Below are 24,173 nucleotides of genomic sequence, written 5' to 3' on the forward strand. Positions count from 1 at the left end.
ACGCACGTCGTCCGTGCCCCGTGGCGTATCTGCACCCGGCCGCGCTGTCGGTGGGTCCGGCTACTGTGCGCGTCATGGACGACCCCGAGGAACGACGGCCCGACGCACGGCGCGAACGACGCGGACGGCGGCGCTCGGCTCGCACCGAGCAGGAACTGCCCGGCGGTGGCACCGAAGCGCAGGCCAAGGACGTCTGTCTCCGTCTGCTGACCGATCGGGCACGCAGCCGATCCGAGCTCGCGACGAAGCTCGAGCAGAAGGGATTCGCACCCGACGTCGCCGAACGTGCCCTCGACCGTCTCACCGAGGTCGGGTTGATCGACGACGCGGATTTCGCCAACCAGTGGGCACGTTCACGGCATCTGCACGCGGGGAAGGGTAGGCGCGCAATCGCACTCGAACTGCGCCGCAAGGGAATCGACGCCGACGACGCGGCGGCTGCCCTCGAACAGATCGACACCGCCGACGAACGGGAACGAGCGGTCGAACTGGTCCGCAAGAAGCTCCGCACCCAGCCGCCGCTGCCCACCGAAGGGGATCGGCGCGAGATCGCGGCCGAACGCGACAAGTTGGTACGGCGACTGGTCGGAATGCTGGCCCGGCGCGGTTACGCGCAGGGGATGGCGTTCGACGTCGTGCGGGAGGAACTCGCGACCTTCGGTGCCGACGCGAGCGACCTCCCGCACGACTGAAACATTACGTCCGGACCTCGACGGTCGGGCGCACTACTTGCGTCCCTCCCCGGTCATGTCCAGGCCGGGCACCGACATCGTGGGCATCGTCTGCGGCTCCTCGGCCGGCACGGCACCCTTCTTGCGTTTTCCGGATCGCAGGCGCTTCTCGAGCCAGATCGCGAACTGCGTCAGCGCGCTGTTGAGGATGATCATGATCGCCGCGACCACCAGCAGCGACGGCAGGTAGTTCTGGAAGAACGCGCCGAGCTGCTGTCCGGAACGCACCACTTCGACATAGCCGATGAGGTAGCCGAGCGCGGAGTCCTTGAGCGCGATCACCATCTGCGACACGATCGCCGGGAGCATGACCGTCACGGCCTGCGGCAGCAGGATCAGCCGCATGAGCTGGTTCTTCCGCATGCCGATGGCGTAGGCGGCCTCGCTCTGGCCGCGCGGGAGCGACCTGATGCCCGCTCGCACGATCTCCGCGATGACCGATCCGTTGTACAGGGTCAGGCCGGTGATGACCGCAGCGAGCGCGAGGTACTCGGACTTGAAGACTCGGTACTCGGCGAACACCTGGTAGGCGAAGATCATCAGGATCAGCACCGGGACAGCGCGGAACAACTCGACGATCGTGCCGGCGATCCCGCGGACCCATCGGTGATCGGACAGACGGGCGATGCCGAGCACCGTGCCGAGGACCAGTGCCAGCACGATCGACGCGACGGCCGCGATGATCGTGCCGCGGATGCCGGGCAGCAGATAGGTGGTCCAGCTGGACGATTCGACGAACGGCTCCCACTTGGCGGCCGTCAGCTGTCCGTTGGCGTCGAGCGCGCGGTAGACGATCCAGCCGACGAGGACGAGGAGCGCGACCACGACCACCGACAGGATCCGGTAGAGCGCCTTGGCGCGGGGCCCGGGTGCGTCGTAGAGAACGGTTCCGTGTGCACTCATCGGGCGACCTCGTATCGCTTGCTGAGCCGGCCGAAGAGCAGGCCGGTGGGAAGGGTGAGGATGACGAACCCGAGCGCGAAGATGCCACCGACGACGAAGATGGCCGCTTCGTTCTCGATCATCGTCTTCATCAGCAGCGAGGCCTCGGACACGCCGATGACGGAGGCGATCGTCGAGTTCTTGGTCAACGCGATGAGCACCGAACCGAGCGGGGCGATGACCGCGCGGAACGCCTGGGGGAGGACGATCAGGCGCAGATTCTGGCTGAAGGTCAGACCCAGCGAGCGGCCGGCCTCCGACTGTCCGAGCGAGACCGTGTTGATGCCCGAGCGGAGCGACTCACACACGAAGGCCGCCGTGTAGACGCTCAGGCCGAGCACGGCGAGCCGGAAGTTGTTGTCCACCAGGAAGGTCGGCGACGACTCGGATGCCAGCTTGATGCCGAGCGTCTGGGACAGACCGAACAGGCAGAAGATGATGATCAGGGTCAGCGGGGTGTTACGGAAGATCGTCACGTAGGCGGCGCCGACGGCACGCGCCACGGGGATGGGAGACACGCGCATCGCAGCAAGGATCGTTCCGAGGATCAGAGCGCCGATCGCCGAGATGACGGTCAACTGGATCGTGGTCCAGAACGCGTCGAGTAGCTGACTGCTGTACTTGCTCAACAGATCCACAGGTCACTCCGGGATCGAGGGGACGGGGTGGGTGTCCGGAACGGTCCGGCCGGTCCGTGAGATCTCACGGACCGGCCGCACCGGCGGACAGGACGGGACTGGCCCGTGCTCGGTAGAGATCGACGCTCAGTAGCGATCGACCTCGGGCTGCTCGGGCAGCTCGTAACCCGAGGCGCCGACCGTCTCCTGGAAGGCGGCCTCCCACGCACCGCTGGCGATCATCTCCTCGATCGCGTCGTTGATCGCGTTGCGCGACTCGTCATCACCCTTGGCGAGACCGATGCCGTAGCGCTCGGTGGTGAACGGCTCACCGACGACCTTGAAGTCGCCCGGGCTCTGCGCGGCGTAGCCGGCGAGGATGATGTCGTCGGTGGTCACCGCGTCGACCGCGCCGTTGCGCAGCGCCTCGACGCACAGCGAGTAGGTGTCGAACTCCTGGAGCTGGACGTCCTGCGCGTAGTTGTCCTTCACGTTCTGGGCCGGGGTCGAACCCGCCACCGAGCACAGGCGCTTGCCGCCGTTGAGCGAGTCGGGTCCGGTGATCTCGGTGTCGTCCGCGCGCACGAGGAGTGACTGGCCCGCGATGAAGTACGGGCCGGCGAAGTCCACCTTCTCCTTGCGGGAATCGGTGATCGAGTAGGTCGCGACGATGTAGTCGACCTCACCGTTCTGGATGAGGGTCTCGCGCTGAGCGGACGGAGCTTCCTTGAACTCGATGTTCTCCTCCGAGACGCCGAGCTGACCGGCGACATACTTGGCGACCTCGACGTCGAACCCGCTGAACGAACCGTCCGGGTTGCGCAGGCCCAGGCCCGGCTGGTCGAACTTGATACCGACCGTCAGGGTGCCGTTCTCCGCGGACTGCGAGACACTGCGCGTCTCGTCGCCACCGCACGCCGTAGCGACCACTGCCACGGCGACGGCGCCGATGCCCAGGCGGATGGAGCGGGACAATTTCATCGAATACCTCCGGTGCGGTTCGGAACTACGTCCGACGGGCCGGGCGGCCCGTCGGATGCGGGAATCAGGTCAGTGACTGAGGATCTTGCCGAGGAAGTCCTTGGCGCGATCGGATTTCGGTGCGGTGAAGAAGGTCTCGGGATCGGTGTCCTCGACGATGCGACCGTCGGCCATGAACAGAACGCGGTCGCCGGCCTTGCGGGCGAATCCCATCTCGTGGGTGACCACGACCATCGTCATGCCCTCCTTCGCGAGGGAGGTCATCACGTCGAGGACCTCCTGGACCATCTCGGGGTCGAGGGCGGAGGTGGGCTCGTCGAACAGCATGACCTTGGGGTTCATCGCGAGCGCGCGTGCGATCGCCACGCGCTGCTGCTGGCCGCCCGACAGCTGCGCCGGGTACTTGTCGGCCTGGTTGGCGATCCCGACGCGGTCGAGCAGCGCCATCGCCGACTCGCGGGCCTGTTCCTTCTTGATCTTGCGCACCTTCGAGGGGCCGAGCATGACGTTCTGGAGGATCGTCTTGTGGGCGAAGAGGTTGAACGACTGGAACACCATGCCGACGTCCGCGCGCAGGCGGGCCAACGCCCGGCCCTCCTCCGGCAGCAGGGTGCCGTCGACGTGGATCTCGCCCGTGTCGATCGGTTCGAGCCGGTTGATGGTGCGGCAGAGGGTCGATTTCCCCGAACCGGACGGGCCGACGACGATGACGACCTGCCCTCGTGGGATCTCGAGGTTGATGTCCTGCAATACGTGCAGGGATCCGAAGTGCTTGTTCACCCCGTTCATGGAGATCATGGACGAGCTGGTGTCCGACTTCTCGGACGGACGATCCGTTCCGGCTGCCGCTGATGTCATATCTGCAGACCCTATGCCGTCCGGCGCCCGAGACTTCGCATTTCGGGACACCTTCGGTGCACGCGTCACGGGATTTTTACGGCACGAGCGGTGACCGACACCTCGACGGGGCTCATGGGGGCAGCGCGTGGAAAGGAGACCGGTCGAGGTGAGATACCCTGAGACGTGTCACTGATCGACGAAGAAGCCCCCCGCACCGGTGCCCGGACCTACGAGGTCCGCACCTACGGCTGCCAGATGAACGTACACGACTCCGAGCGTCTGTCGGGGTTGTTGGAGGACGCCGGCTTCACCAAGGCCGGGCCCGGCGCGTCACCCGATCTGGTGGTCTTCAACACCTGCGCGGTGCGGGAGAACGCCGACAACAAGCTGTACGGCAATCTGAGTCATCTGCGTCCGGTCAAGGACGACAACCCCGACATGCAGATCGCCGTCGGAGGCTGCCTCGCCCAGAAGGACCGCGACACGGTCGTCAAGAAGGCGCCCTGGGTCGACGTGGTCTTCGGCACGCACAACATCGGCAATCTCCCCGCACTGCTCGAACGCGCGCGGCACAACCGCCGTGCCGAGGTCGAGATCCTCGACGCCCTCGAGGCGTTCCCCTCGACGCTGCCCGCCAAGCGCGAGTCGTCGTACGCCGGATGGGTGTCGATCTCCGTCGGCTGCAACAACACGTGCACCTTCTGCATCGTGCCGTCGCTGCGCGGCAAGGAGGTCGACCGGCGCCCGGGCGACATCCTCGCCGAGGTGCAGGCGCTCGTCGACGAGGGCGTGCTCGAGGTGACACTGCTCGGCCAGAACGTCAACTCCTACGGCCGGTCCTTCGCCGATCCGGAGCAGCCCCGCGACCGGGGCGCCTTCGCGTCGCTGCTGCGCGCGTGCGGCGAGATCGAGGGCCTCGAGCGGGTGCGCTTCACGTCCCCGCATCCGGCGGAGTTCACCGACGACGTCATCGACGCGATGGCGCAGACCCCCAACGTGTGCCCGCAGCTGCACATGCCGCTGCAGTCCGGCAGCGACCGGATCCTGCGCGCCATGCGCCGCTCGTACCGCAAGGAACGCTTCCTGGGCATCATCGAGCGGGTCCGTGCCGCGATGCCGCACGCCGCGATCACCACCGACATCATCGTCGGCTTCCCCGGCGAAACCGAGGAGGACTTCCAGCAGACCCTCGAGGTCGTCGAGAAGGCACGGTTCACCAGCGCGTTCACCTTCCAGTACTCGAAGCGCCCCGGCACGCCCGCTGCCGACATGGACGGTCAGCTCCCCAAGGCCGTGGTGCAGGAACGTTACGAGCGCCTGATCGCGCTGCAGGAACGCATCACCCTCGAGGAGAACCGCAAGCTCGTCGGAACCGAGGTCGAACTGCTCGTCGCCGCGGGGGAGGGCCGCAAGAACGCCGAGACCGCCCGGATGAGCGGGCGTGCCCGCGACGGCCGCCTCGTCCACTTCCGTCCCGAGGGCGCGATCGACACCGCGGTGCGTCCCGGCGACGTCATCACGATCGTCGTCAGCGACGCCGCGCCGCACCACCTCGTCGCGGACACCCCGATCCTCACGCACCGCCGTACACGTGCGGGCGACCACTTCGAACAGGGCCGGCTGCCCAAGACACCGCCGATCGGTGTCGGACTCGGACTGCCGCGCATCGGCGTCCCCGACCCGCTGCCGCCTCAGATGGGATGCAACGCATGACCACCGACAAGCCGCACGATCACCACGCGACGGGTGACGTACGCGCCGAACTCGAAGCCGCCGAACGGAAGGTGGCGAGCGACATCGACCCGGGCGCCCGGGCGATGTTCGTCGCGATCGCCGTCCTGATCCTGCTGGCGACCTTCAGCCTGCCCCACGCCGGATCCGCGAACGGGTGGGAGGTGCTGTCCTTCGCCCCGGACGCGACCACCGAGGAGATCGGTCTGCCGTCGCGGCTGTTCGTCGGCTTCGCAGTGGTCTTCGCCGGGCTGGGCTCGATCCTCGCGCTCGTCACCCGCAAGTGGGCGCTCGCGTGGGTGTCCCTGGCCGGATCGGCGGTGACCATCGTCTTCGGCATGCTCGCGATCTGGTCGCGCCAGACCCTGCCCGTCGAGTCGTCCGCCGCGGGACCGGGATTCGGTCTCGTCATCGGCTGGTTCGCCGTCATGGTGATCGTCTTCCACTGGGCCCGCGTGGTGTGGGCGCGGACCTCGGCCCAGCTCGAGGCCGAGGCCGAGTTGCGGAAGGTCGCAGCCCAGCACGAACGGCCCCGCCTGATGCGCGACGACCCCGAGGCCTGACGCCTCCGGCACGAACACGACGATCCCCCTCTCCCGACCGGGAGAGGGGGATCGTCCGTCTCGGATGCCGCGGGGGTCAGCGCTCGCCGACGGCACCTTCGGCCGCGTCGGCCCACTCGCGCCACTGCGCGGCCTGGGCGAGGGCCTTCTCGGCCTCCTTCGCCCGGCCGGCGGCGGTCGCCTTGGCGGCCTGCTCCTCGAACTGGCGCACCCGCTCACGGAACTGGGCCGCACGGGCGAGGGCCTCGGGATCGGTGCGGCGCCACTCGGAATCCGCGGCCTCGCGCACCTTCTTCTCGATGGCCCGCAGACGACCCTCGAGATCGTGCATGCGCTCGCGCGGCACCTTGCCGATCGCCTCCCACTGGTCCTGCAGCTCGCGCAGGCGCGCCCGGGCACCTTCGAGATCGGCCGACGGGTCGATCGAGGAGGCCGCCTCGAGCAGGGCCTCCTTCGCGCGGGCGTTCTCCTCGAACTCGGCGTCGCGCTCGGCGTTCGCGGCGTTGCGTGCGGCGAAGAAGACGTCCTGGGCGCCCTTGAACCGCTTCCACAGCTGGTCGTCGGCGTCCTTCGGTGCCCGTCCGGCCGCCTTCCACTCGGCGAGCAGGTCGCGGAAGGCCGCGGCGGTGGCACCCCAGTCGGTGGAGTTCTGCAGCTCCTCCGCCCGGGCGACGAGTTCTTCCTTGCGGCTCTTCGCCGCGGCGCGCTCGCGGTCGAGTTCGGCGAAGTGGGCCCCGCGACGCCGGTTGAACCCCTCGCGTGCCTTCGAATAGCGACGCCACAACACGTCGTCGACCTTCCGGTCGACCCCGCGGATGGTCTTCCACTCCTCGAGGATCTCGCGCAGCCGGTCGCCCGCAGCCTTCCACTGGGTGGATTCGGCGGCGATCGTCTCGGCCTCGGCCGCGAGGGCCTCCTTGCGGGCCGTGCTCTCGGCGCGCCGACGCTCCTTCTCCTGCTTGGCGAGAGCCGCGGCCTCCTCGGAGTGCTCGATGATCGCGGTGAGCCGGGTGGCGAGCGCATCGAGATCACCGATGACGGCGGCGGTCGGCAGCGACTCGGCCAGTGCCTCGGCGGCCGCGCGGGTCTTCTTCACGTCGGCGGTGCCGGAGGTCAACCGGGTCTCGAGGATCGCCACCTCGGTGGCGAGATCGTCGTAACGGCGTCCGAAGTGCGCGAGGCCCTCGGCGGCGTCGCCTGCCTGCCACGATCCGATGCACCGCTCGCCCTCGCTCGTGCGGACCCATGCGGTGCCGTCCTCGTCGACGCGTCCGAACCGACTCGGATCGCTCGCGGGCACCGCCGGGACGTGGGGGTGCGTCTGGGCCGCGACGGGATGCGGCTTCGGGGGTGCTGCGGTGGAACTGCCGTTCTCTCGGCCCGCAGGGCCGGGCGTCGCAGCATGGGCTCGGGGTGTGGCGGGACCGGGACGCGGGGTCCGCTCCTGCGTCGACTCGCCGGTTCGGTCCTGTGCGTTCGGGTCGCTCATCGATACCTCATCTCTGCCGCGCGGCACGGCTGCCTGGTCGCATGGGTCTACCGCCGGTCGATCCCGGGGCTCCGCGATCGTGTCCGCCCACTATTGAAACAGGTCGTGTCGATGCAGGGCGCCGGGTCCGGTGGACTACGGTTGCCGATGTGTTGACCGCCGCGGCGTTCGTGCCGTCCCCACCGCTGCTCGTGCCCGAGCTGACCGGTCTCGCCGCGTCCGAGACCGACGATCTGCGCGAGGCGGTTCTCGAGGTCGGTCGTAGCCTGTCCGGTGCCACGGAATGGGTGGTCGTGGGAGCCGAGACGGCCGAGCAGACCGTTCCCCCCACCGCGCGCGGGTCCTTCCTCGGCTTCGGTGTCGACGTCACGGTCCAGCTCGGTCCCGAGGCCGCCGGCGAACCCGATCCCGCGCTCGCGTTGACCGCTCTGGTGGCCGGCTGGATCCGCGACCGCACGGCACCCGGCACCCGCGTGACGACCCACGTGGTGGCCGCCGACGCCGCCGCCGCCGACTGCGCCGATCTCGGCCGCGACCTGCGTGCGGAACTCGACCGCGACGATCGGCCGCGAGCGTTGCTCGTCGTCGCGGACGGAGCGACGACCCTCACGGCCAAGGCGCCCGGCGCCTACGATCCGCGTTCGGAGGAGGTCGAGGCGGCCCTGGCCGCGGCGCTCGGCGCCGGCGATCCGGAGGCGCTCGCGGCACTCGACCCCGAGCTGTGTTCGGACATCAAGCTGACCGGACGCGCCGCCTGGCACGTCCTGGCGGCCACCCTCGGCGCGCGCCCGCGTTCGGCGTCCGTCACCTACTCCGCCGCGCCCTACGGCGTGGGCTACCACGTGGGAATCTGGACACCGTGAGCGCAGGAATCACCGGCCCCGCCGACACGCTCGTACCGATCGCGGTGGTGGGCCCCACCGCCACGGGCAAGTCCGATCTCGGACTGGACCTCGCCGAGGCGCTCGGCGGCGAGATCGTCAACATCGACGCGATGCAGCAGTACCGCGGGATGGACATCGGGACGGCCAAGCTGGCACCGGACGAGCGTCGCGGGATCCCGCACCATCAGCTCGACGTCCTCGACGTCACCGAGACCGCGACGGTCGCCCGCTACCAGCAGGCCGCGATCGCCGACGTCGAGGCGATCCTCGGGCGCGGTCGTCTCCCGATCGTCGTCGGCGGATCGATGATGTACGTACAGGCACTGCTCGACGAATGGCAGTTCCCGGCGACGGATCCGCAGGTCCGCGCCAAGTGGGAGGCGGTCCTCGAGACCGAGGGGCTCGCAGCGGTCCACCGGGCGCTGCAGAGCGCCGATCCCGCCGCCGCGGCGACGATCCTGCCCACAGACGGCCGCCGCATGGTCCGCGCGCTCGAGGTCGTCGAACTGACCGGGCAACCGTTCGCGGCGTCGCAGCCGACGATCGGTGAGCCTCGCTGGGGCACCGTGATCCTGGGCGTCGACCGCGACACCGCCGAACTCGACGACCGCATCGCGCGGCGCACCGACCTGATGTTCGAACGGGGCCTCGTCGACGAGGTGCACGGTCTCCTCGAGGTCGGCCTGCACGAGGGTGTCACCGCACGTCGCGCGATCGGCTACGCGCAGGTGCTCGCGTACATCGACGGGGAGTACGACCTCGACCACGCACGCGAGCGGACGTTCATCGGGACCCGCCGCTACGTGCGACGACAACGCTCGTGGTTCCGCCGCGACCCGCGCATCCACTGGCTCGACGGCGCCGACCCCCACCTGCTCGACGTCGCCCGGCGGGCCGTACAGGACGCACGCACATCACCGGCCTCACCAGCCCGATAAGGTAGCGCGCATGGAGTTCAGCAAAGGGCACGGAACCGAGAACGACTTCGTGATCCTTCCCGACCCCGACGCGCGCCTGGACCTCGACGCAGGCCGGATCGCCGCCCTGTGCGACCGGCGCCGCGGGCTCGGTGCCGACGGTGTGCTCCGCGTGGCGCGGGCCGGTGCGCTGGTGTCGGCCGGTGTGCTCGAAGAACTGCCCGAGGGCACCGACGCCGACGACTGGTTCATGGACTACCGCAACGGCGACGGATCCATCGCCGAGATGTGCGGCAACGGTGTGCGGGTGTTCGCGCACTATCTCACCGCGCACGGACTCGAGGACCGCCGCGAGTTCGTCGTCGGCAGCCGGGCGGGAGGCAAGCCCGTCACCGTGCACGAGACCGGACCGGTCCTCGGCGAGGTGACCGTGGACATGGGGACGGTGCGCACCCTCGGCGAGTCGGCGGCGACCATCGACGGGCGGGTCTATCCGGGCATCGGCATCGACGTCGGCAACCCGCACCTCGCGTGCGTGGACCCGCACCTGAACGACACGAGTCTTGCCGGTCTCGACCTCACCTCGCCCGGCTTCGACCCGGGCTTCTTCCCGCACGGGGTCAACATCGAGTTCCTGACCCCGATCGCGGCCGGGACGGTCCACATGCGCGTCCACGAACGCGGCGTGGGGGAGACCCGCTCGTGCGGAACCGGCACGGTGGCCGCGGCCGCTGCGGCCCTGCGCTTCGACGGCGCATCCGACGGCGCGGTGCGGGTGCGGATCCCCGGCGGCTCGGTCGAGGTGCGCATCGAGGACGGTCGCGCCTGGCTGCGCGGGCCGTCGGTGCTGGTCGCGACGGGTGAACTCGACGACACCTGGTGGTCGGCGCCGAACTGATCGGCACCGATCGGGCCAGCTCGGGGTGCACTCGGGTACCCCCGCGGGGATGCGGCAGAAAAACTCGAATGCACCGATTCGGGCTTCGTGACACCATGGAGGTGTATGACGAACACACAGCGCATGCATCGCGCAACCACAGATGACAGCACTCCGACCGCGTACGACGCATCCGGAGGCTGGACCGCCGAGGATCCGTCCGTCGGCGAGATGCAACTCGAAGACCGTAGCGCGTTGCGGCGTGTGGCCGGTCTGTCCACCGAACTCGAGGACATCACCGAGGTCGAATACCGTCAGCTCCGACTCGAGCGTGTCGTGCTCGTCGGTGTCTGGACGGGCGGAACGGCCGCCCAGGCGGAAGCGAGTCTGGCCGAGCTGGCCGCGCTCGCCGAGACCGCGGGCTCCGAGGTCCTCGAAGGTCTGGTCCAGCGTCGCGACCGGCCCGATGCCTCCACCTACATCGGCTCCGGCAAGGCCGACGAACTGCGAGAGATCGTCCTGTCCACCGGCGCCGACACCGTGATCTGCGACGGCGAACTCACCCCCGCCCAGCTCACCGCGCTGGAGAAGGTCGTCAAGGTCAAGGTCATCGACCGGACCGCGCTGATCCTCGACATCTTCGCCCAGCACGCCACCTCGCGGGAGGGCAAGGCACAGGTCTCCCTCGCGCAGATGGAGTACATGCTCCCGCGTCTGCGCGGCTGGGGCGAATCGATGTCGCGGCAGGCCGGTGGCCGTGCCGGCAGCAACGGCGGTGTGGGCCTGCGCGGTCCCGGTGAGACGAAGATCGAGACCGACCGTCGCCGGATCCGTGAGCGGATGGCCAAGCTCCGTCGCGAGATCAAGGCGATGAAGGCCGCGCGCGACACCAAGCGCACCCGGCGTCTGCGCAACAAGATCCCGTCCGTCGCGATCGTCGGATACACCAACGCCGGCAAGTCGAGCCTGCTCAACAAGCTCACCGGCTCCGGTGTCCTGGTGCAGAACGCACTGTTCGCGACCCTCGACCCGACGACCCGCCGGTCGGCGCTGCCCGACGGCCGCGAGTACGTGCTCACCGACACCGTCGGTTTCGTCCGGCACCTCCCGACCCAGCTGGTCGAGGCGTTCCGGTCGACCCTCGAGGAAGTCGCCGACGCCGATGTGCTGCTCCACGTCGTCGACGGCTCCGACCCGATGCCCACCGAGCAGATCAAGGCGGTGCGCGAAGTCGTCACCGAGGTGCTCCGCGAATCGGACGCACCGCCGCCGCCGGAACTGATCGTCGTCAACAAGATCGATGCCGCCGACCCGGTCACCCTGACGCAGTTGCGCAGCGCGATCCCCGGCGCGGTGTTCGTCTCCGCGCACACCGGCGAGGGCGTCGAGGAGTTGCAGACCCATCTCGCGGGTCTGCTCGAGGATCCCGACGTCGAGGTGAAACTGCTCCTGCCGTACACCCGCGGTGATCTGCTCGCGCGCATCCACTCGGACGGTCAGATCCTGTCGTCCGAGCACGAGGTGGACGGCACGCGGGTGCACGCGAAGGTGCCGGCAGCGCTGGCGTCGGCATTGGTCGACTTCGCGGCCTGATGCGGGTCGTGCGCCGGGCGGCGCTGCTCGCTGCCGTCGCGGCGTTCGTGCCGGTCTCGCACGCCGGCGCGCAGGACGCCGGGATTCCGGTCGCGGATCTGCCGACCGAGATGCTGTGCATCCCCGACGATCCCGTGCTCGCCGAACTGTCCGGCCTCGCGACGATCGGCAACCGGCTGTTCGCGACGCCCGATGCCGGGGAGGACGAACGCATCGTCGAACTCGACGGCGATTGCTCGGTGCTGCAACGTGTTCCGTCGCCCGTCGATCCCTACGACGTCGAGGATCTCGCCGCGGGGCCCGACGGCCGGTTGTGGCTCGGGGATCTCGGCGACAACACCCGCGTCCGCGAGACGATCGCGCTCATCTCCCTCGACCCCGACACCGGGCAGGGAGATCTGCATCGGCTGACCTATTCCGACGGTCCCCGCGACGCCGAGACCGTGCTCGTCTCCGCGACGGGCGAACCTGTGATCGTGACGAAGGCGCTGTTCGGCTCGAGCAATGTCTATCGGCCCGCACGCGGACTTACGATCGACGGCCTGCCCGCCCCGGGACCGGCCCCCCTCGAGAAGGTCGGGTCGCTGGCACTCGGACCGTCGGACACCCCCGGCGGTCCCATTCCCGGTGCGTCCTCCTCGATGATCACCGGCGGCGCGGTCAGCGCCGACGGGACGGTCGCGGCGGTCCGCACCTACACCGACGTCTACCTGTTCCACGCGCCCGACGGCGATCTCGCGGCCGCCCTGGTCGCCGGTCCGCGCTTCCGCATTCCGGTCCCGGACGAACCACAGGGCGAAGCCGTCGCCTTCACCGCCGACGGGGACCTGCTCACCGCGTCCGAGCGCGGCGCGGCAGGCACGGAGAATCCACCGATCCATATCCGTCGCGGTGCGACCGATCTCTTCGCACCCGCGGACGACGATGCCGCGGACGAGATGTCGTCCGCGGCACTGCCGGTAGTCGGTGCGGGCGTGGCAGCCGGGGTCATCGGGCTCGGGGTCCTCGGACTCGTCGTCCGACGCCGCGCCCGCGGCTGAGATCAGGCGTCGAGGTCTGCGGCGACCAGTTCCGCAACCTGCGCGAGGACCGCGTCGTCGTCGCACGAGATCGTGACCTGCGTGCCCTTTTCCGCGCCGAGCGTCATGATCATCAGGGCCGAACCGGCGTCGACGGGCTCGCCGCCGTCGACCGCGAGGGTCACCGGGACACCGGCCGCGACCACGGCCTCGGCGATGATCCCTGCAGGACGGGCGTGCAGGCCGATGGACGAACCGACGGCAACCGTGGTGCTGGGCATGTGAATCTCCTTCGTGGTGGGGAAGTGCAGAGGGTCGGATCGATCAGGAGCGTGCCGCTGTGTTCAGGAGCGTGCCGCTGTGTTCAGGAGCGTGCCGCTACGGGCTGGGGGTTCGCCTCGTCGGCGGCGACCCGGGCGGGACGCGTGATCGACTTGGCGATACTGACCGCGAGTGCGGCGACCACCGTGCCGGCTGCCAGCGCGATCAGGAACCACACGACGCGGTCCATCGCGAACAGCACGAACAATCCGCCGTGGGGAGCGGTGAGCGTGACACCCGTCGCCATGACGATGCCGCCGGTCACGGCGCCGCCGAGCATCATCGACGGGATCACCCGGAACGGGTCGGCCGCCGCGAACGGGATGGCGCCCTCCGAGATGAACGATGCACCGAGCAGCCATGCGGCCTTGCCGTTCTCGCGTTCGGCCGTGCTGTAGAGACGCGGACGCACCAGCGACGACAGCGCCATTGCGAGCGGGGGAACCATACCGGCGGCCATGACCGCCGCCATGATCTCGAGCGAACCGGTGTTGGCGACGTCGAGACCGGCGACCGCGAAGGCGTAGGCGGCCTTGTTGACCGGCCCGCCGAGGTCGAAGCACATCATCAGGCCGAGGATCGCACCGAGCAGCACCGCGGAACCGCCGGACAGACCGTTGAGCCAGTCGGTGAGACCGGTCGTGATCGCGGCCAGCGGGCGACCGAGCAGCAGGAACATGAGCCCACCGACGATCAGGCTCGCAAGCAGCGGGATGATCACCACGGGCATCAGGCCGCGCGCCCAGGTGGGCAGCGGGATACGGCCGACCCACAGGGCCGCGAAGCCGGCGATGATGCCGCCGACCAGACCGCCGATGAAACCGGCGCCGACGAAGACGGCCACCGCACCGGCGGTGAAGCCCGGAGCCAGACCCGGACGGTCCGCGATCGCGAAGGCGATGTACCCGGCCAGTGCCGGGACGAGGAACGAGAACGCCAACGAGCCGATCTGGTACAGCACCGCACCGAGATAGGCGCCGAGCCCACCTTCGGGCAGGTTGGTGAGCGTGTTGTCGAGGACGATGTCGGCGGCCGAGTCGGTGATGTCGGGACCGGCGAGCAGGAAGCCCAGAGCGATGAGCAGACCACCGGCCGCGACGAACGGGATCATGTAGCTCACGCCGGTGAGCAGGATCTGCCGCAGCCGGGTACCCCAGCCGAGGTCGCTGCCGCTCTCCGACTCACCCGCCGGGGCGCCCGCGGTGCCCTCGACGGTGCGTGCGGACGGATCGGTGGCGGCCCGCAGGGCCTCGCCGACCATGGTGTCCGGTTCGTTGATCGCGCGCTTGACGCCCGATGCGATCACGGGCTTCCCGGCGAACCGTTCGCGGCCCTTGACGCCCACGTCGGTGGCGAAGATGACGGCGTCGGCGCCGGCGATCACGTCGGCGGACAGGGGAGTGCTGCCGCTCGATCCCTGTGTCTCCACCCGGACCGTCACGCCCGCGCGTTCACCGGCGGCGGCCAGCGCGTCGGCGGCCATGTAGGTGTGCGCGATACCGGTCGGGCACGCGGTGACCGCGACGATCGTGCGGCCTCCGGGCTGTTCCGCGCTCTGCGGAGGCGCGACCGCCGGCTTCGCGGAGGCTGCCGGTGCCGGCTGCTGCGGCGCTGCGGTCGCGCCGGCAGCAGCGCTGCTCGACGGCGCCGGTCGGGGCGGGAGGACGTCCTCGACCAGCGCGATGACCTCGTCCGCGGACGCGGCCGCGCGCAGCGACGCGACGAAGTCCGGGCGCACGAGTGCACGAGCGAGAGCGGTGAGCAGCTTCATGTGGTCGCCGCCCGCACCTTCGGGCGCGGCGATGAGGAAGACGAGGTCGGCGGGTCCGTCGGGCGCACCGAAGTCGGCCTTCGGGGACAACCGGGCGAAACCGAGCGACGGTGTGGTCACTGCTTCGCTGCGTGCGTGCGGGATCGCGATCCCGCCGGGAAGACCCGTGGCGGACTTGGCCTCCCGTTCGAGAACGGCCGCGGTGAGTGCGTCGGCGTCGGACGCGCGACCGTTCGCTGCGAGACGCTCGGCGAGCGCGGCGATGACGGAGTTCTTGTCGGATCCCAGGTCGGCATCGAGCGAGACGAGTTCCGTGCCGATGATCGAGGAACCGCCTGCGGAGCCGGAGGTGGTGTCGGACATGACGTTCCTTAGGAGTGGGAGGGGAGCGGTCGGGGTCGGCGGTGGACGTCGGTGACGTGCACTCGGGATGGATCGACGGAATCGGGTGTGGGCAGGGCTGTTCCGGGGAGCGTGACGGCTGCGGTCCCGTACGCCACGGCGAGACGCAGGCACTCGTCGGGGGTGTGACCGGCCTGCTCGGCGAGCAGATATCCGGCGAGCGACGAGTCGCCCGCGCCGACCGTGCTGCGGACCGTGACGTCGTCGGCGGTGGCCCGCCACGCGCCGGTGGCGGTGACCAGCACTGCGCCCGCACCGCCGAGTGTCGCGAGCACCGCGCCGACACCACGTTCCACCAGCACCCGTCCCGCGTCGACCACGGCGCCGACGTCTCCTGCGGCGGCGCCGGATTCGAGTTCGTGGGCGTCGGCGCCGGTGAGCTGGGCCAGTTCGTCGGAGTTCGGCTTGATCACGTCGGGGGCCGCCGCGGGGAACCGCTCGGCGAGGGCGAGCAGTGGCCGCTCGGAGGTGTCGACCGCGATGCGGCATCCGAGACCGCGCAGGGCACCCACGAGATCGGCATACCACGACTCGGGCACACCGGGAGGAAGAGAACCGGACAGGACGGTCCACGCGGCTCCCTGCGCGCATTCCAGCAGGACTGCGCGCAACTCGCCGAGTGTGCGTCCGGTGCAGGGGGTTCCGGGTTCGTTGAGCTTGGTGGTGGTGCCGTCGGGTTCGGCGACCGTGATGTTGTTGCGCGTCGGCCCGGAGGTGGGCACGGCCCGATGGGCGATGCCCTGCTCGTCCAGCGCGGCGAGCAGAGGATCGCCGGCGTTGGCCGGGAGAACGGCGACGACCTCGGTCGTCGCGGCGTGCAGCACACGGGCGACGTTGATCCCCTTGCCGCCCGGATCGACGGTGGATCGCTCGGTGCGATGCACCCTCCCGCGCTCGAGCGGGCCCGTCAGCCCGACCGTGCGATCGAGACTGGGGTTGGCCGTGAGCGTGACGATCATGCCGTCACCACCTCGATTCCGTGTTCGATGAGTTGCCGGCGGTCGGTGTCGTCGAGATCGGTGTCGGTGACCAGGACGTCGATCGGTTCGAGCGACGCGAAGCTCAGCAGATTGCGCCGACCGACCTTCGACGAATCGGCGACCACGACGACCCGGTCGGCGGTGCGCACCATCGCGCGCTTGACCGCGGCCTCGTCGGCGTCGGGGGTGGACAGGCCGTGGTCGATGCTCAGCGCGTTGGTGCCGATGAACGCCACGTCGACGTGCACCGTCGACAAGGTGGCGAGAGCCTCGGCGCCCACCGCGGCCTGCGTGACACCGCGGACGCGACCGCCGAGCAGGTGCAGTTGCACGGTGCTCATCGCGGCGAGGCGCGCGGCGATCGGCACCGAGTTGGTGACGACGGTGAGGTCGACCTCGGGCGGCAGCGCTCCGACGATCCTGCCGGTCGTGGTGCCGGCGTCGAAGAGCACGCTTCCGCCGGACGGCGGGAGGAAGGACGTGGCGGCGGCGGCGATGCGGTCCTTGTGTTCGGCGCGGGTGTGTTCGCGCTCGGAGAGGGCCGGCTCGGCCACCGGGAGCGAGGCGGCCGGGATCGCGCCGCCGTGGACGCGCCGCACGAGGCCCAGGCGTTCGAGGTGGGCGAGGTCGCGGCGCACGGTCTCGGTGGTGACGCCGTACCGGTCGGCGAGCACTGCGACCGATACGCGGCCACGTGCCGCTACCAGCGCTGCGATCGCCTGCTGCCGTTCCTCTGCGTACACCGACACTCCTGGGGGTACCCGATTTGTGGGGAAACAATGTTGGTTTATGTTGTTTTACGCCTGTCTGTGTTGACATGTCAAGGCGTCCGAGTAATCTGAGTCACAACGAACTACTGCGGTGAGGAGATCTCCATGGAGCAGTCGGTGTCCGTCCTGCACGGCACCCCCGTCGTCCCCGGTATCGGATACGGGCCGGTCATCCGTCCCGTCGCGCGTCCTGTGGTCCCGGCGCAGGGCGCCTCGATCCCCGACACGGCGCGCGAGGCCGAGGTGGGCCGGTTCGAGGACGCCGCGAAGGTCGTGGCCGAGCGGCTGCGGGCCCGCGCCTCGCGTGCATCGGGTGCCGCGGCAGAAGTGCTCCAGGCCACCGCTGTGCTGGTCGAGGACCGCGCCTGGCGCGGGGCGGCCGCGACGAAGATCCGGTCCGGATCCGACGCGGTCGGCGCCACCGTCGCTGCCACCGACCAGTTCGCGGCCCTGTTCGAGAAGATGGGCGGGCTGCAGGCCGAGCGGGTCACCGACCTGCTCGACATCCGCGACCGCGTGATCGCCGAACTGCAGGGAGCCCCCGAACCCGGTCTCGAGATGCCCGATTCGCCGTCCGTGCTCCTCGCGGCCGATCTCGCACCCGCCGACACCGCCGGACTCGACCCGTCCGTCGTCGTCGCGCTGGCCACCTCCCTCGGAGGACCCACGAGCCACACCGCGATCATCGCGCGCCAGCTCGGCATCCCGTGCGTCGTCGCGGTGGCCGGTCTCGACGATGTCCCGGCCGGCACCGAGGTGCTGGTCGACGGCGCGACGGGCCGGATCGTGCTCTCCCCGGACGGCGCCGAGGCCGCAGCCGAGGTCGAACGCGACCGCGTCGAGCGCGAGCGGGTGGCGGGCTGGTCCGGCCCCGGCGCCACCGCCGACGGTCACCCGGTCGAGATCCTCGCCAACGTGCAGGACGGAGCCGGTGCCGTCGCGGCGCGCCGGACGCCGGCGCAGGGCATCGGACTGTTTCGCACCGAGCTGTGCTTCCTCGACCGCGACACCGAACCGACGGTGGACGAGCAGGCCGACATCTATGCGGAGGTCTTCGAGGCGTTCGACGGGCGGAAGGTCGTCCTGAGGACCCTCGACGCCGGATCCGACAAGCCCCTCCGGTTCGCCAACCACCCCGACGAGCACAATCCCGCCCTCGGCGTCCGCGGCATCCGCATCACGACCACGGCGCCGGGAGTCCTCGATCGTCAGCTCGACGCAGTGGCCGCGGCCGCCTCGCGCACCGGCGCCACGCCGTGGGTCATGGCGCCGATGGTGGCGACCGTCTCGGAGGCCGCCGATTTCGCCGCACGCGTGCGCGAGCGCGGACTGTCACCGGGTGTCATGATCGAGGTTCCGTCCGCCGCCCTGCTCGCCGACCGATTGCTCGAACACCTGGACTTCCTGTCGATCGGCACCAACGACCTCGCCCAGTACACGATGGCGGCCGACCGGATGTCGCCGCAGCTGGCCGCACTCACCGACCCGTGGCAGCCCGCGGTGCTCGCGCTGGTGGCCCGCGCGGCGCAGGCCGGGGCGGCCGCGGGCAAGCCGGTCGGGGTGTGCGGCGAAGCCGCGGCCGACCCGCTCCTCGCCTGCGTCCTGGCCGGAATGGGCGTGACCTCCCTGTCGTGCGCGGCGTCGGCAGTGACGGGTGTCGGCGCCCGGCTCTCCTCGGTCCCGATGGACCGTTGCCGTGAGGCGGCCGAGGCGGTCCTCGCGAGCGACGACCCCGTCGCGGCACGTGCCGCGGCAGCGAAACTGCTGGACTGAGCGGCGCGGCCGGGACGGCCGATTCCGCGCGGCCGGGGCGGCCTGTTCTACGCCGCTGATGCTCCCGGTTCTACGATGACCTGTCGTGACCGAACGAGCAAGCACGACCGGACGCACGACCACACGCCGCGGCTGGACCCTGCACGGCGACGGGCGTCGCATCAACCCCGGTGCGGTGGTCGCACCGCACGAGCGACTGTCGTGGCCGCGCACCGTCGGCATCGGGATGCAGCACGTCATCGCGATGTTCGGCGCCACCCTGCTCGTGCCGACGATCACGGGCTTCCCGGTCACGACGACGCTGCTGTTCTCCGGAATCGGCACCGCGCTGTTCCTGATCATCACGCGCGGCCGGGTGCCCAGCTATCTCGGCTCGTCGTTCGCGTTCATCGCGCCGCTCAGCGCCTCGGCCGGTTCCGGTCCGGCAGCGCAGCTCGGCGGGATCGTCGCCGTCGGCATCGTGCTGGTGCTCATCGGTCTCGTGGTCAAAGCGGCAGGTTCGCGCATCATCGACGCGGTCATGCCGCCGGTGGTCACCGGGGCGATCGTCGCCCTCATCGGCCTCAACCTCGCGCCGACCGCCACCGGATCGTTCGAAGCCCAACCGCTCGTCGCCACGATCACGCTCGTGGTCACGCTGCTCGTGACGGTGGTCGGCCCGGGCATGCTCGGCCGCCTCGGCATCCTCGTCGGTGTGATCGTCGGATGGATCTTCGCGGCGTTCACCGGCGCGATCGCGTCCGAACGCATCGACGCCATGCGCGAGGCGGCCTGGTTCGGCCTGCCGGATCTGCACGGCCCCACCTTCGAACTGTCGGTAGTGCTGCTGGCGCTGCCCGTCGTCGTCGTGTTGGTCGCGGAGAACGTCGGCCACGTCAAGGCGGTCGCCGCCATGACCGGTCGGAACCTCGACGACATGGCCGGCAACGCGCTCATCGCGGACGGCCTCGCGACCACCCTCGCCGGTGCGGGCGGCGGTTCGGGCACGACCACCTACGCCGAGAACATCGGCGTCATGGCGGCCACGCGCGTGTACTCGACCGCTGCATACGCCGTTGCGGCGGTCACCGCCGTCGTGCTGGCCTTCTCGCCGAAGTTCGGTGCGCTGGTGTTCACCGTGCCCGACGGTGTCCTCGGCGGCGCGACCCTCGTGCTCTACGGCCTGATCGGCATCCTCGGTGTCCGCATCTGGACGGAGGCGAAGGTCGACTTCACGGATCCGGTCAACCTCACGGTCGCGGCCGCGGCGCTCGTCGCCGGCATCGGCGACCTGACCCTGTCGATCGGCTCGGTCGAACTCGGCGGTATCGCCTGGGGTTCGATCGGCATCCTCGTCGCGTACCCGCTGCTGCGCAGACTCGCGGATCTGCGCCGGTGACCGGAACCCGGCGCATCGGCCGACACCGACCCGTGCCCGCGGGTCGTTCGATACCGACGCGTGCCCGCCGGGGTCGTCCGGGTCACAAAATGCGCTCGGTTGTGTCAGCGTCACCGCGCGCTCGTCTGCATACCGTGAGTATGTCGAACGACGTCTCACACAGGAGCGCAGATGGAACGCACCCTTTTCGAGCCCGAGCACGACCTCTTCCGGGAGTCGTACCGGAAGTTCCTCGAACAGGAGGTGGCCCCCTTCCACGAGCAGTGGGAGAAGGACAAGATCGTCGACCGTGAGGTGTGGAAGAAGGCCGGCGCGCAGGGCTTCCTCGGCATGGCGGTGCCGGAGGAGTACGGCGGCGGTGGCATGGACGACTTCCGCTACAACGCCATCATGGCCGAGGAGACCACCAAGCTGGGCTTCAGCGGTCTGGGCTTCATGCTGCACAACGATGTCGTCGCTCCCTACCTGCTCGAGCTCGCCGACGAGGAGCAGAAGAAGCGCTGGCTCCCCGGCTTCTGTTCGGGTGAGCTGATCACGGCCATCGCGATGACCGAGCCCGGCACCGGCAGCGACCTGCAGGGCATCAAGACCCGCGCGGTGCGCGACGGTGACGACTGGGTCCTCAACGGCGCCAAGACGTTCATCACCAACGGCATCCACTCGGATCTGGTGATCGTCGTCGCCTGCACCGATCCGGAGAAGGGCGCCCAGGGCTTCTCGCTGCTCGTCGTCGAGCGCGGCATGCCGGGCTTCGAGCGGGGACGCAACCTTGACAAGATCGGCCTCGACGCGCAGGACACGGCGGAGCTCAGCTTCAACGACGTCCGCGTCCCGGCGGCCAACCTCCTCGGCCAGGAGGGCATGGGTTTCATCTACCTGATGCAGAACCTGCCGCAGGAACGCCTCGCGATCGCTGTCGTCGCCGCTGCCGCGATGGAACGCGTGCTCGACGACACGATCCAGTACTGCCGCGACCGCAAGGCCTTCGGCAAGCCGATCGGCAAGTTCCAGAACACCCGCTTCGAGCTCGCCGAGCTCGCCACCGAGACCCAGCTGGCCCGGGTGTTCGTGGACCGGTGCATCGAGCTGCTCAACGAGAAGAAGCTCACCGTCCAGGAGGCCGCGATGGCCAAGTACTGGACCACCGACAAGCAGGTCGAGCTGATCGACCGCTGCCTGCAGCTGCACGGCGGCTACGGCTACATGCGTGAGTACCCGGTCGCCAAGGCGTACCTCGATGCCCGCGTGCAGAAGATCTACGGCGGCACGAACGAGATCATGAAGGAAGTCATCGGGCGCGGCCTCAACGTCTGAGGCACGTACGAGAAAGGCCGGGGTGGCTCCGCTCAGCGGAGCCACCCCGGCCTCGTTCGTCTCCGGGTGGGGCCGGGAGTCAGATCTTGCGGACGACGGTGACGACCTTGCCGAGGATGACCGCGTCGTTGCCCGGGATCGGTTCGAACATCGGGTTGTGCGGCATGAGCCAGACGTCGCCGTCGACTCGCTTGAACGTCTTGACGGTGGCCTCGCCGTCGAGCATCGCGGCGACGATGTCGCCGTTGTCGGCGACGTTCTGCTGCCGGACGACCACCCAGTCGCCGTCGCAGATCGCCGCGTCGATCATCGACTGACCGACGACCTTGAGCAGGAACAGCGAGCCCTGACCGACGAGTTCGCGCGGCAGCGGGAAGACGTCCTCGACCGATTCCTCGGCGAGGATCGGACCGCCGGCCGCGATGCGGCCGACGACGGGAACCATTGCCGCCGAAGGGATGTCGTCGGCCGACGAGCCGGCGACCACCTCGGGGGAGGACTCGGGTGCGGGGGTGGGCTCGAGATCGCGGACGTCAACGGCGCGCGGACGGTTCGGGTCCCGGCGCAGGAAGCCCTTCCGTTCGAGCGTGCGGAGCTGGTGCGCGACGGAGGACGTGGAGTTCAGTCCGACGGCGTCGCCGATCTCGCGGATGCTCGGTGGGTACCCCCGTTCGCTGACGGAATCGCGGATGACCTCGAGCACACGACGCTGACGCTCGGTGAGGCTCGCGGTGGGATCGTCGGTCGCGGGTCCGCCCCGGCGGGCTGTGGATGTTCCGTCCGCCTTCATCGTGACCTCCGTGCGGCGAGTGTCGGATGGGTTGCAAGTTGCCTTCGAATCTATCGAGATCCCGCGCGTATATCAAACAGATGTTCGAGATTCACCCTCCGAGGAGGTGTCGTCGGGGTGCGACTCGTGGTAGAACATTCGAACAGACTTTCGTTCGAACACATGATCGAGTGACCGAACGGGGTCGGGAGACCACGCACAGCGACACGGAGGATTTCCGATGAGCAGAGCGGTTCGGATCGATACGGTGGTTCCGGTGGGTACGGCGCGACAGGGCGCGGTGGCCCGAACCGGTGCCTCAGTCCGGACGAGCACGGCAGGGCGGACCGTCGCGGGCCCGCCCGGAGCAGGTGCGCCCGGGGCGGCGGTATATCGCATCCGGCCGATCGCGACGTCGACGCTGCACCATCGCACCCGTGTCCCGGCGCGGACGAGACCGCGCGTCGCCGCGCCTTCGCGCGAATGTGGCGCCGCGCCCTCGCGCGAACCCCTGCACCGCCGTTCGGAGATCACACCGCGCAGTCGCCGGCCTGCGGAGGGGACGAGTTGGCGGCAGATGGCCGCGACGGTGCTCCTCACCGCGCTCGCGACCACGATGCTCCTCGTGCTGGCCCACGTGCGCACCGATGAGGTGATCTCGCAGAGCGCCGGCACCACGGTCACGGTCGTGCGAGAGGGGGAGAGCCTGGAGGCCTTGGCCGCTCGCGTGTGGCCCGACGCCCCGGTCGACGTCACGATGGCGAGGATCGCCGACCTCAACTCGCTCGACGGTACGGCCGTGCAGGCCGGAAGCCGCCTCCTCGTGCCGGATTCCACCCGGGGATGAGGGCGTCGTGGCCCTGCCCGACCCGCGATCCGCGCCCGAACCGGACAGGCGGGTATTGTCTAACACTGTCAGTCACACCACTCCGTGTGGTTGCGGCGGTGTCGGCCCACTCGCGGGTGGAGACGGTTCCGGTCGGGAGACATTGCTTCGGCGCCGACGTCGCGACCCGCACGGGCACGACGAAGGAACCGACATGTACTGCCCGTATTGCCGCCATCCCGATTCCCGGGTGGTCGATTCGCGCGAGGCAGACGAGGGTGCCGCGATCCGTCGCCGACGGGCGTGTCCCGAATGCGGGCGCCGCTTCACCACAGTCGAGACGGCCGTTCTGTCCGTCGTCAAGCGCAGCGGCGTGACCGAGCCGTTCAGCCGCGAGAAGGTCGTGCGCGGCGTGGCCCGCGCCTGCCAGGGACGCGATGTCGACAACGACGCACTCAACAAGCTCGCGCAGCAGGTCGAGGACGCGGTGCGGGCGAAGGGCTCACCCGAGGTCCCGAGCCACGAGGTCGGACTGGCGATCCTCGGACCCCTACGCGATCTCGACGAGGTCGCCTATCTGCGATTCGCGTCGGTCTATCGTTCCTTCAGCTCCGCAGAGGATTTCGAACGTGAGATCCAGGAACTGCGCGAGCACAAGAAGTCCCGCTCGGACGCGACCGACTGA

At 69.7% G+C, this 24,173-nt stretch carries 23 protein-coding genes; 13 read left to right on the plus strand and 10 right to left on the minus strand.

What is annotated here, in order from left to right; genetic code table 11:
• The first annotated feature begins 74 nt into the window (after positions 1–74).
• The gene (gene recX, locus C6Y44_RS10670) at positions 75–692 is read left to right on the plus strand and encodes a recombination regulator RecX (protein WP_159418539.1); all 618 of its coding nucleotides are present in this window, start codon (positions 75–77) and stop codon (positions 690–692) included.
• Positions 693–725: 33 nt separating this feature from the next.
• Here the strand turns inward: recX and C6Y44_RS10675 are convergent, their stop codons facing one another.
• From C6Y44_RS10675 to gluA, 4 genes are all read right to left on the minus strand, one after another.
• Positions 726–1,634: an amino acid ABC transporter permease gene (locus C6Y44_RS10675; RefSeq protein WP_159418538.1), complete on the minus strand. Its 909-nt coding sequence runs from the start codon at positions 1,632–1,634 to the stop codon at positions 726–728.
• On the minus strand, positions 1,631–2,311 hold the full coding sequence (locus tag C6Y44_RS10680; RefSeq protein ID WP_006551296.1) for an amino acid ABC transporter permease: 681 nt from the start codon (positions 2,309–2,311) through the stop codon (positions 1,631–1,633). Before C6Y44_RS10680 ends, C6Y44_RS10675 begins: the two co-directional genes overlap by 4 nt.
• A 126-nt stretch (positions 2,312–2,437) precedes the next feature.
• The gene (locus tag C6Y44_RS10685; RefSeq protein WP_120282322.1) at positions 2,438–3,271 is read right to left on the minus strand and encodes a glutamate ABC transporter substrate-binding protein; all 834 of its coding nucleotides are present in this window, start codon (positions 3,269–3,271) and stop codon (positions 2,438–2,440) included.
• Between the two features lie 69 nt (positions 3,272–3,340).
• Positions 3,341–4,069, minus strand: a complete 729-nt coding sequence (gluA, locus tag C6Y44_RS10690; RefSeq protein WP_172414951.1) for a glutamate ABC transporter ATP-binding protein GluA — start codon at positions 4,067–4,069, stop codon at positions 3,341–3,343.
• A gap of 225 nt (positions 4,070–4,294) precedes the next feature.
• Between gluA and miaB the strand changes: the two genes are divergently transcribed.
• Complete coding sequence (gene miaB, locus C6Y44_RS10695; RefSeq protein WP_159418537.1) at positions 4,295–5,824, plus strand: tRNA (N6-isopentenyl adenosine(37)-C2)-methylthiotransferase MiaB; 1,530 nt, start codon at positions 4,295–4,297, stop codon at positions 5,822–5,824.
• The gene (locus C6Y44_RS10700) at positions 5,812–6,405 is read left to right on the plus strand and encodes an Rv2732c family membrane protein (RefSeq protein WP_016692697.1); all 594 of its coding nucleotides are present in this window, start codon (positions 5,812–5,814) and stop codon (positions 6,403–6,405) included. Before miaB ends, C6Y44_RS10700 begins: the two co-directional genes overlap by 13 nt.
• 76 nt (positions 6,406–6,481) lie before the next feature.
• Here the strand turns inward: C6Y44_RS10700 and C6Y44_RS10705 are convergent, their stop codons facing one another.
• Entirely contained in the window at positions 6,482–7,894 is a 1,413-nt protein-coding gene (locus C6Y44_RS10705) for a DUF349 domain-containing protein (protein WP_159418536.1), read from the minus strand.
• Positions 7,895–8,043: 149 nt separating this feature from the next.
• Here C6Y44_RS10705 and C6Y44_RS10710 point away from each other — a divergent pair, with 149 nt between their 5' ends.
• From C6Y44_RS10710 to C6Y44_RS10730, 5 genes are all read left to right on the plus strand, one after another.
• Positions 8,044–8,757: a class III extradiol ring-cleavage dioxygenase family protein gene (locus C6Y44_RS10710; protein ID WP_159418535.1), complete on the plus strand. Its 714-nt coding sequence runs from the start codon at positions 8,044–8,046 to the stop codon at positions 8,755–8,757.
• Positions 8,754–9,716: a tRNA (adenosine(37)-N6)-dimethylallyltransferase MiaA gene (miaA, locus tag C6Y44_RS10715; RefSeq protein WP_174247048.1), complete on the plus strand. Its 963-nt coding sequence runs from the start codon at positions 8,754–8,756 to the stop codon at positions 9,714–9,716. The genes C6Y44_RS10710 and miaA overlap by 4 nt, the downstream gene beginning before the upstream one ends.
• 10 nt (positions 9,717–9,726) lie before the next feature.
• Entirely contained in the window at positions 9,727–10,593 is an 867-nt protein-coding gene (dapF, locus tag C6Y44_RS10720; protein WP_159418534.1) for a diaminopimelate epimerase, read from the plus strand.
• Positions 10,594–10,698: 105 nt separating this feature from the next.
• Positions 10,699–12,165 carry a GTPase HflX gene (gene hflX / locus C6Y44_RS10725; RefSeq protein ID WP_192378836.1) on the plus strand — a complete coding sequence of 489 codons (1,467 nt, stop codon included), beginning with the start codon at positions 10,699–10,701 and terminating at the stop codon, positions 12,163–12,165.
• A complete protein-coding gene (locus tag C6Y44_RS10730; protein WP_159418532.1) occupies positions 12,165–13,205 on the plus strand; it encodes a hypothetical protein in 1,041 nt (346 codons plus the stop codon). Before hflX ends, C6Y44_RS10730 begins: the two co-directional genes overlap by 1 nt.
• Before the next feature lie 2 nt (positions 13,206–13,207).
• Here the strand turns inward: C6Y44_RS10730 and C6Y44_RS10735 are convergent, their stop codons facing one another.
• The 4 genes from C6Y44_RS10735 to C6Y44_RS10750 all read right to left on the minus strand — a co-directional run bounded on the left by C6Y44_RS10735 (position 13,208) and on the right by C6Y44_RS10750 (position 17,401).
• Positions 13,208–13,465, minus strand: coding sequence for an HPr family phosphocarrier protein (locus tag C6Y44_RS10735; protein WP_006551308.1), 258 nt, complete (start codon positions 13,463–13,465; stop codon positions 13,208–13,210).
• 83 nt (positions 13,466–13,548) lie between these two features.
• Positions 13,549–15,639, minus strand: coding sequence for a PTS fructose transporter subunit IIABC (locus C6Y44_RS10740; RefSeq protein ID WP_016692705.1), 2,091 nt, complete (start codon positions 15,637–15,639; stop codon positions 13,549–13,551).
• A gap of 8 nt (positions 15,640–15,647) precedes the next feature.
• Positions 15,648–16,637, minus strand: a complete 990-nt coding sequence (pfkB, locus tag C6Y44_RS10745; RefSeq protein WP_192378837.1) for a 1-phosphofructokinase — start codon at positions 16,635–16,637, stop codon at positions 15,648–15,650.
• On the minus strand, positions 16,634–17,401 hold the full coding sequence (locus C6Y44_RS10750; RefSeq protein WP_026061229.1) for a DeoR/GlpR family DNA-binding transcription regulator: 768 nt from the start codon (positions 17,399–17,401) through the stop codon (positions 16,634–16,636). The genes pfkB and C6Y44_RS10750 overlap by 4 nt, the downstream gene beginning before the upstream one ends.
• Positions 17,402–17,533: 132 nt before the next feature.
• On the opposite strand from C6Y44_RS10750, the gene ptsP reads away from it, so the two are divergent.
• The 3 genes from ptsP to C6Y44_RS10765 all read left to right on the plus strand — a co-directional run bounded on the left by ptsP (position 17,534) and on the right by C6Y44_RS10765 (position 21,893).
• Complete coding sequence (ptsP, locus tag C6Y44_RS10755) at positions 17,534–19,201, plus strand: phosphoenolpyruvate--protein phosphotransferase (protein WP_159418530.1); 1,668 nt, start codon at positions 17,534–17,536, stop codon at positions 19,199–19,201.
• A gap of 85 nt (positions 19,202–19,286) precedes the next feature.
• A complete protein-coding gene (locus tag C6Y44_RS10760; RefSeq protein WP_159418529.1) occupies positions 19,287–20,579 on the plus strand; it encodes a uracil-xanthine permease family protein in 1,293 nt (430 codons plus the stop codon).
• 171 nt (positions 20,580–20,750) lie between these two features.
• Positions 20,751–21,893 (plus strand): acyl-CoA dehydrogenase family protein, encoded by a 1,143-nt coding sequence (locus C6Y44_RS10765; RefSeq protein WP_060650925.1) that lies wholly within the window; start codon positions 20,751–20,753, stop codon positions 21,891–21,893.
• A 79-nt stretch (positions 21,894–21,972) separates the two neighbouring features.
• Here the strand turns inward: C6Y44_RS10765 and lexA are convergent, their stop codons facing one another.
• A complete protein-coding gene (gene lexA, locus C6Y44_RS10770; protein ID WP_159418528.1) occupies positions 21,973–22,683 on the minus strand; it encodes a transcriptional repressor LexA in 711 nt (236 codons plus the stop codon).
• A 556-nt stretch (positions 22,684–23,239) separates the two neighbouring features.
• Here lexA and C6Y44_RS10775 point away from each other — a divergent pair.
• Positions 23,240–23,509, plus strand: a complete 270-nt coding sequence (locus C6Y44_RS10775; protein ID WP_120282336.1) for a LysM peptidoglycan-binding domain-containing protein — start codon at positions 23,240–23,242, stop codon at positions 23,507–23,509.
• Positions 23,510–23,702: 193 nt separating this feature from the next.
• The gene (gene nrdR, locus C6Y44_RS10780; protein WP_059381265.1) at positions 23,703–24,173 is read left to right on the plus strand and encodes a transcriptional regulator NrdR; all 471 of its coding nucleotides are present in this window, start codon (positions 23,703–23,705) and stop codon (positions 24,171–24,173) included.

This window comes from Rhodococcus rhodochrous (assembly GCF_014854695.1).
GTDB lineage: Bacteria > Actinomycetota > Actinomycetes > Mycobacteriales > Mycobacteriaceae > Rhodococcus.

Excerpts from the sequence above, each read along its gene's own strand:
- C6Y44_RS10705 (WP_159418536.1), bottom strand. The coding sequence starts at position 7,894 with ATGAGCGACCCGAACGCACAGGACCGAACCGGCGAGTCGACGCAGGAG.
- nrdR (WP_059381265.1), top strand. The coding sequence starts at position 23,703 with ATGTACTGCCCGTATTGCCGCCATCCCGATTCCCGGGTGGTCGATTCG.
- gluA (WP_172414951.1), bottom strand. The coding sequence starts at position 4,069 with ATGATCTCCATGAACGGGGTGAACAAGCACTTCGGATCCCTGCACGTA.
- C6Y44_RS10675 (WP_159418538.1), bottom strand. The coding sequence starts at position 1,634 with ATGAGTGCACACGGAACCGTTCTCTACGACGCACCCGGGCCCCGCGCC.
- recX (WP_159418539.1), top strand. The coding sequence starts at position 75 with ATGGACGACCCCGAGGAACGACGGCCCGACGCACGGCGCGAACGACGC.
- ptsP (WP_159418530.1), top strand. The coding sequence starts at position 17,534 with ATGGAGCAGTCGGTGTCCGTCCTGCACGGCACCCCCGTCGTCCCCGGT.
- C6Y44_RS10685 (WP_120282322.1), bottom strand. The coding sequence starts at position 3,271 with ATGAAATTGTCCCGCTCCATCCGCCTGGGCATCGGCGCCGTCGCCGTG.
- pfkB (WP_192378837.1), bottom strand. The coding sequence starts at position 16,637 with ATGATCGTCACGCTCACGGCCAACCCCAGTCTCGATCGCACGGTCGGG.
- C6Y44_RS10765 (WP_060650925.1), top strand. The coding sequence starts at position 20,751 with ATGGAACGCACCCTTTTCGAGCCCGAGCACGACCTCTTCCGGGAGTCG.
- C6Y44_RS10740 (WP_016692705.1), bottom strand. The coding sequence starts at position 15,639 with ATGTCCGACACCACCTCCGGCTCCGCAGGCGGTTCCTCGATCATCGGC.
- C6Y44_RS10735 (WP_006551308.1), bottom strand. The coding sequence starts at position 13,465 with ATGCCCAGCACCACGGTTGCCGTCGGTTCGTCCATCGGCCTGCACGCC.
- C6Y44_RS10730 (WP_159418532.1), top strand. The coding sequence starts at position 12,165 with ATGCGGGTCGTGCGCCGGGCGGCGCTGCTCGCTGCCGTCGCGGCGTTC.
- lexA (WP_159418528.1), bottom strand. The coding sequence starts at position 22,683 with ATGAAGGCGGACGGAACATCCACAGCCCGCCGGGGCGGACCCGCGACC.
- hflX (WP_192378836.1), top strand. The coding sequence starts at position 10,699 with ATGACGAACACACAGCGCATGCATCGCGCAACCACAGATGACAGCACT.
- C6Y44_RS10775 (WP_120282336.1), top strand. The coding sequence starts at position 23,240 with ATGGCCGCGACGGTGCTCCTCACCGCGCTCGCGACCACGATGCTCCTC.
- C6Y44_RS10700 (WP_016692697.1), top strand. The coding sequence starts at position 5,812 with ATGCAACGCATGACCACCGACAAGCCGCACGATCACCACGCGACGGGT.
- dapF (WP_159418534.1), top strand. The coding sequence starts at position 9,727 with ATGGAGTTCAGCAAAGGGCACGGAACCGAGAACGACTTCGTGATCCTT.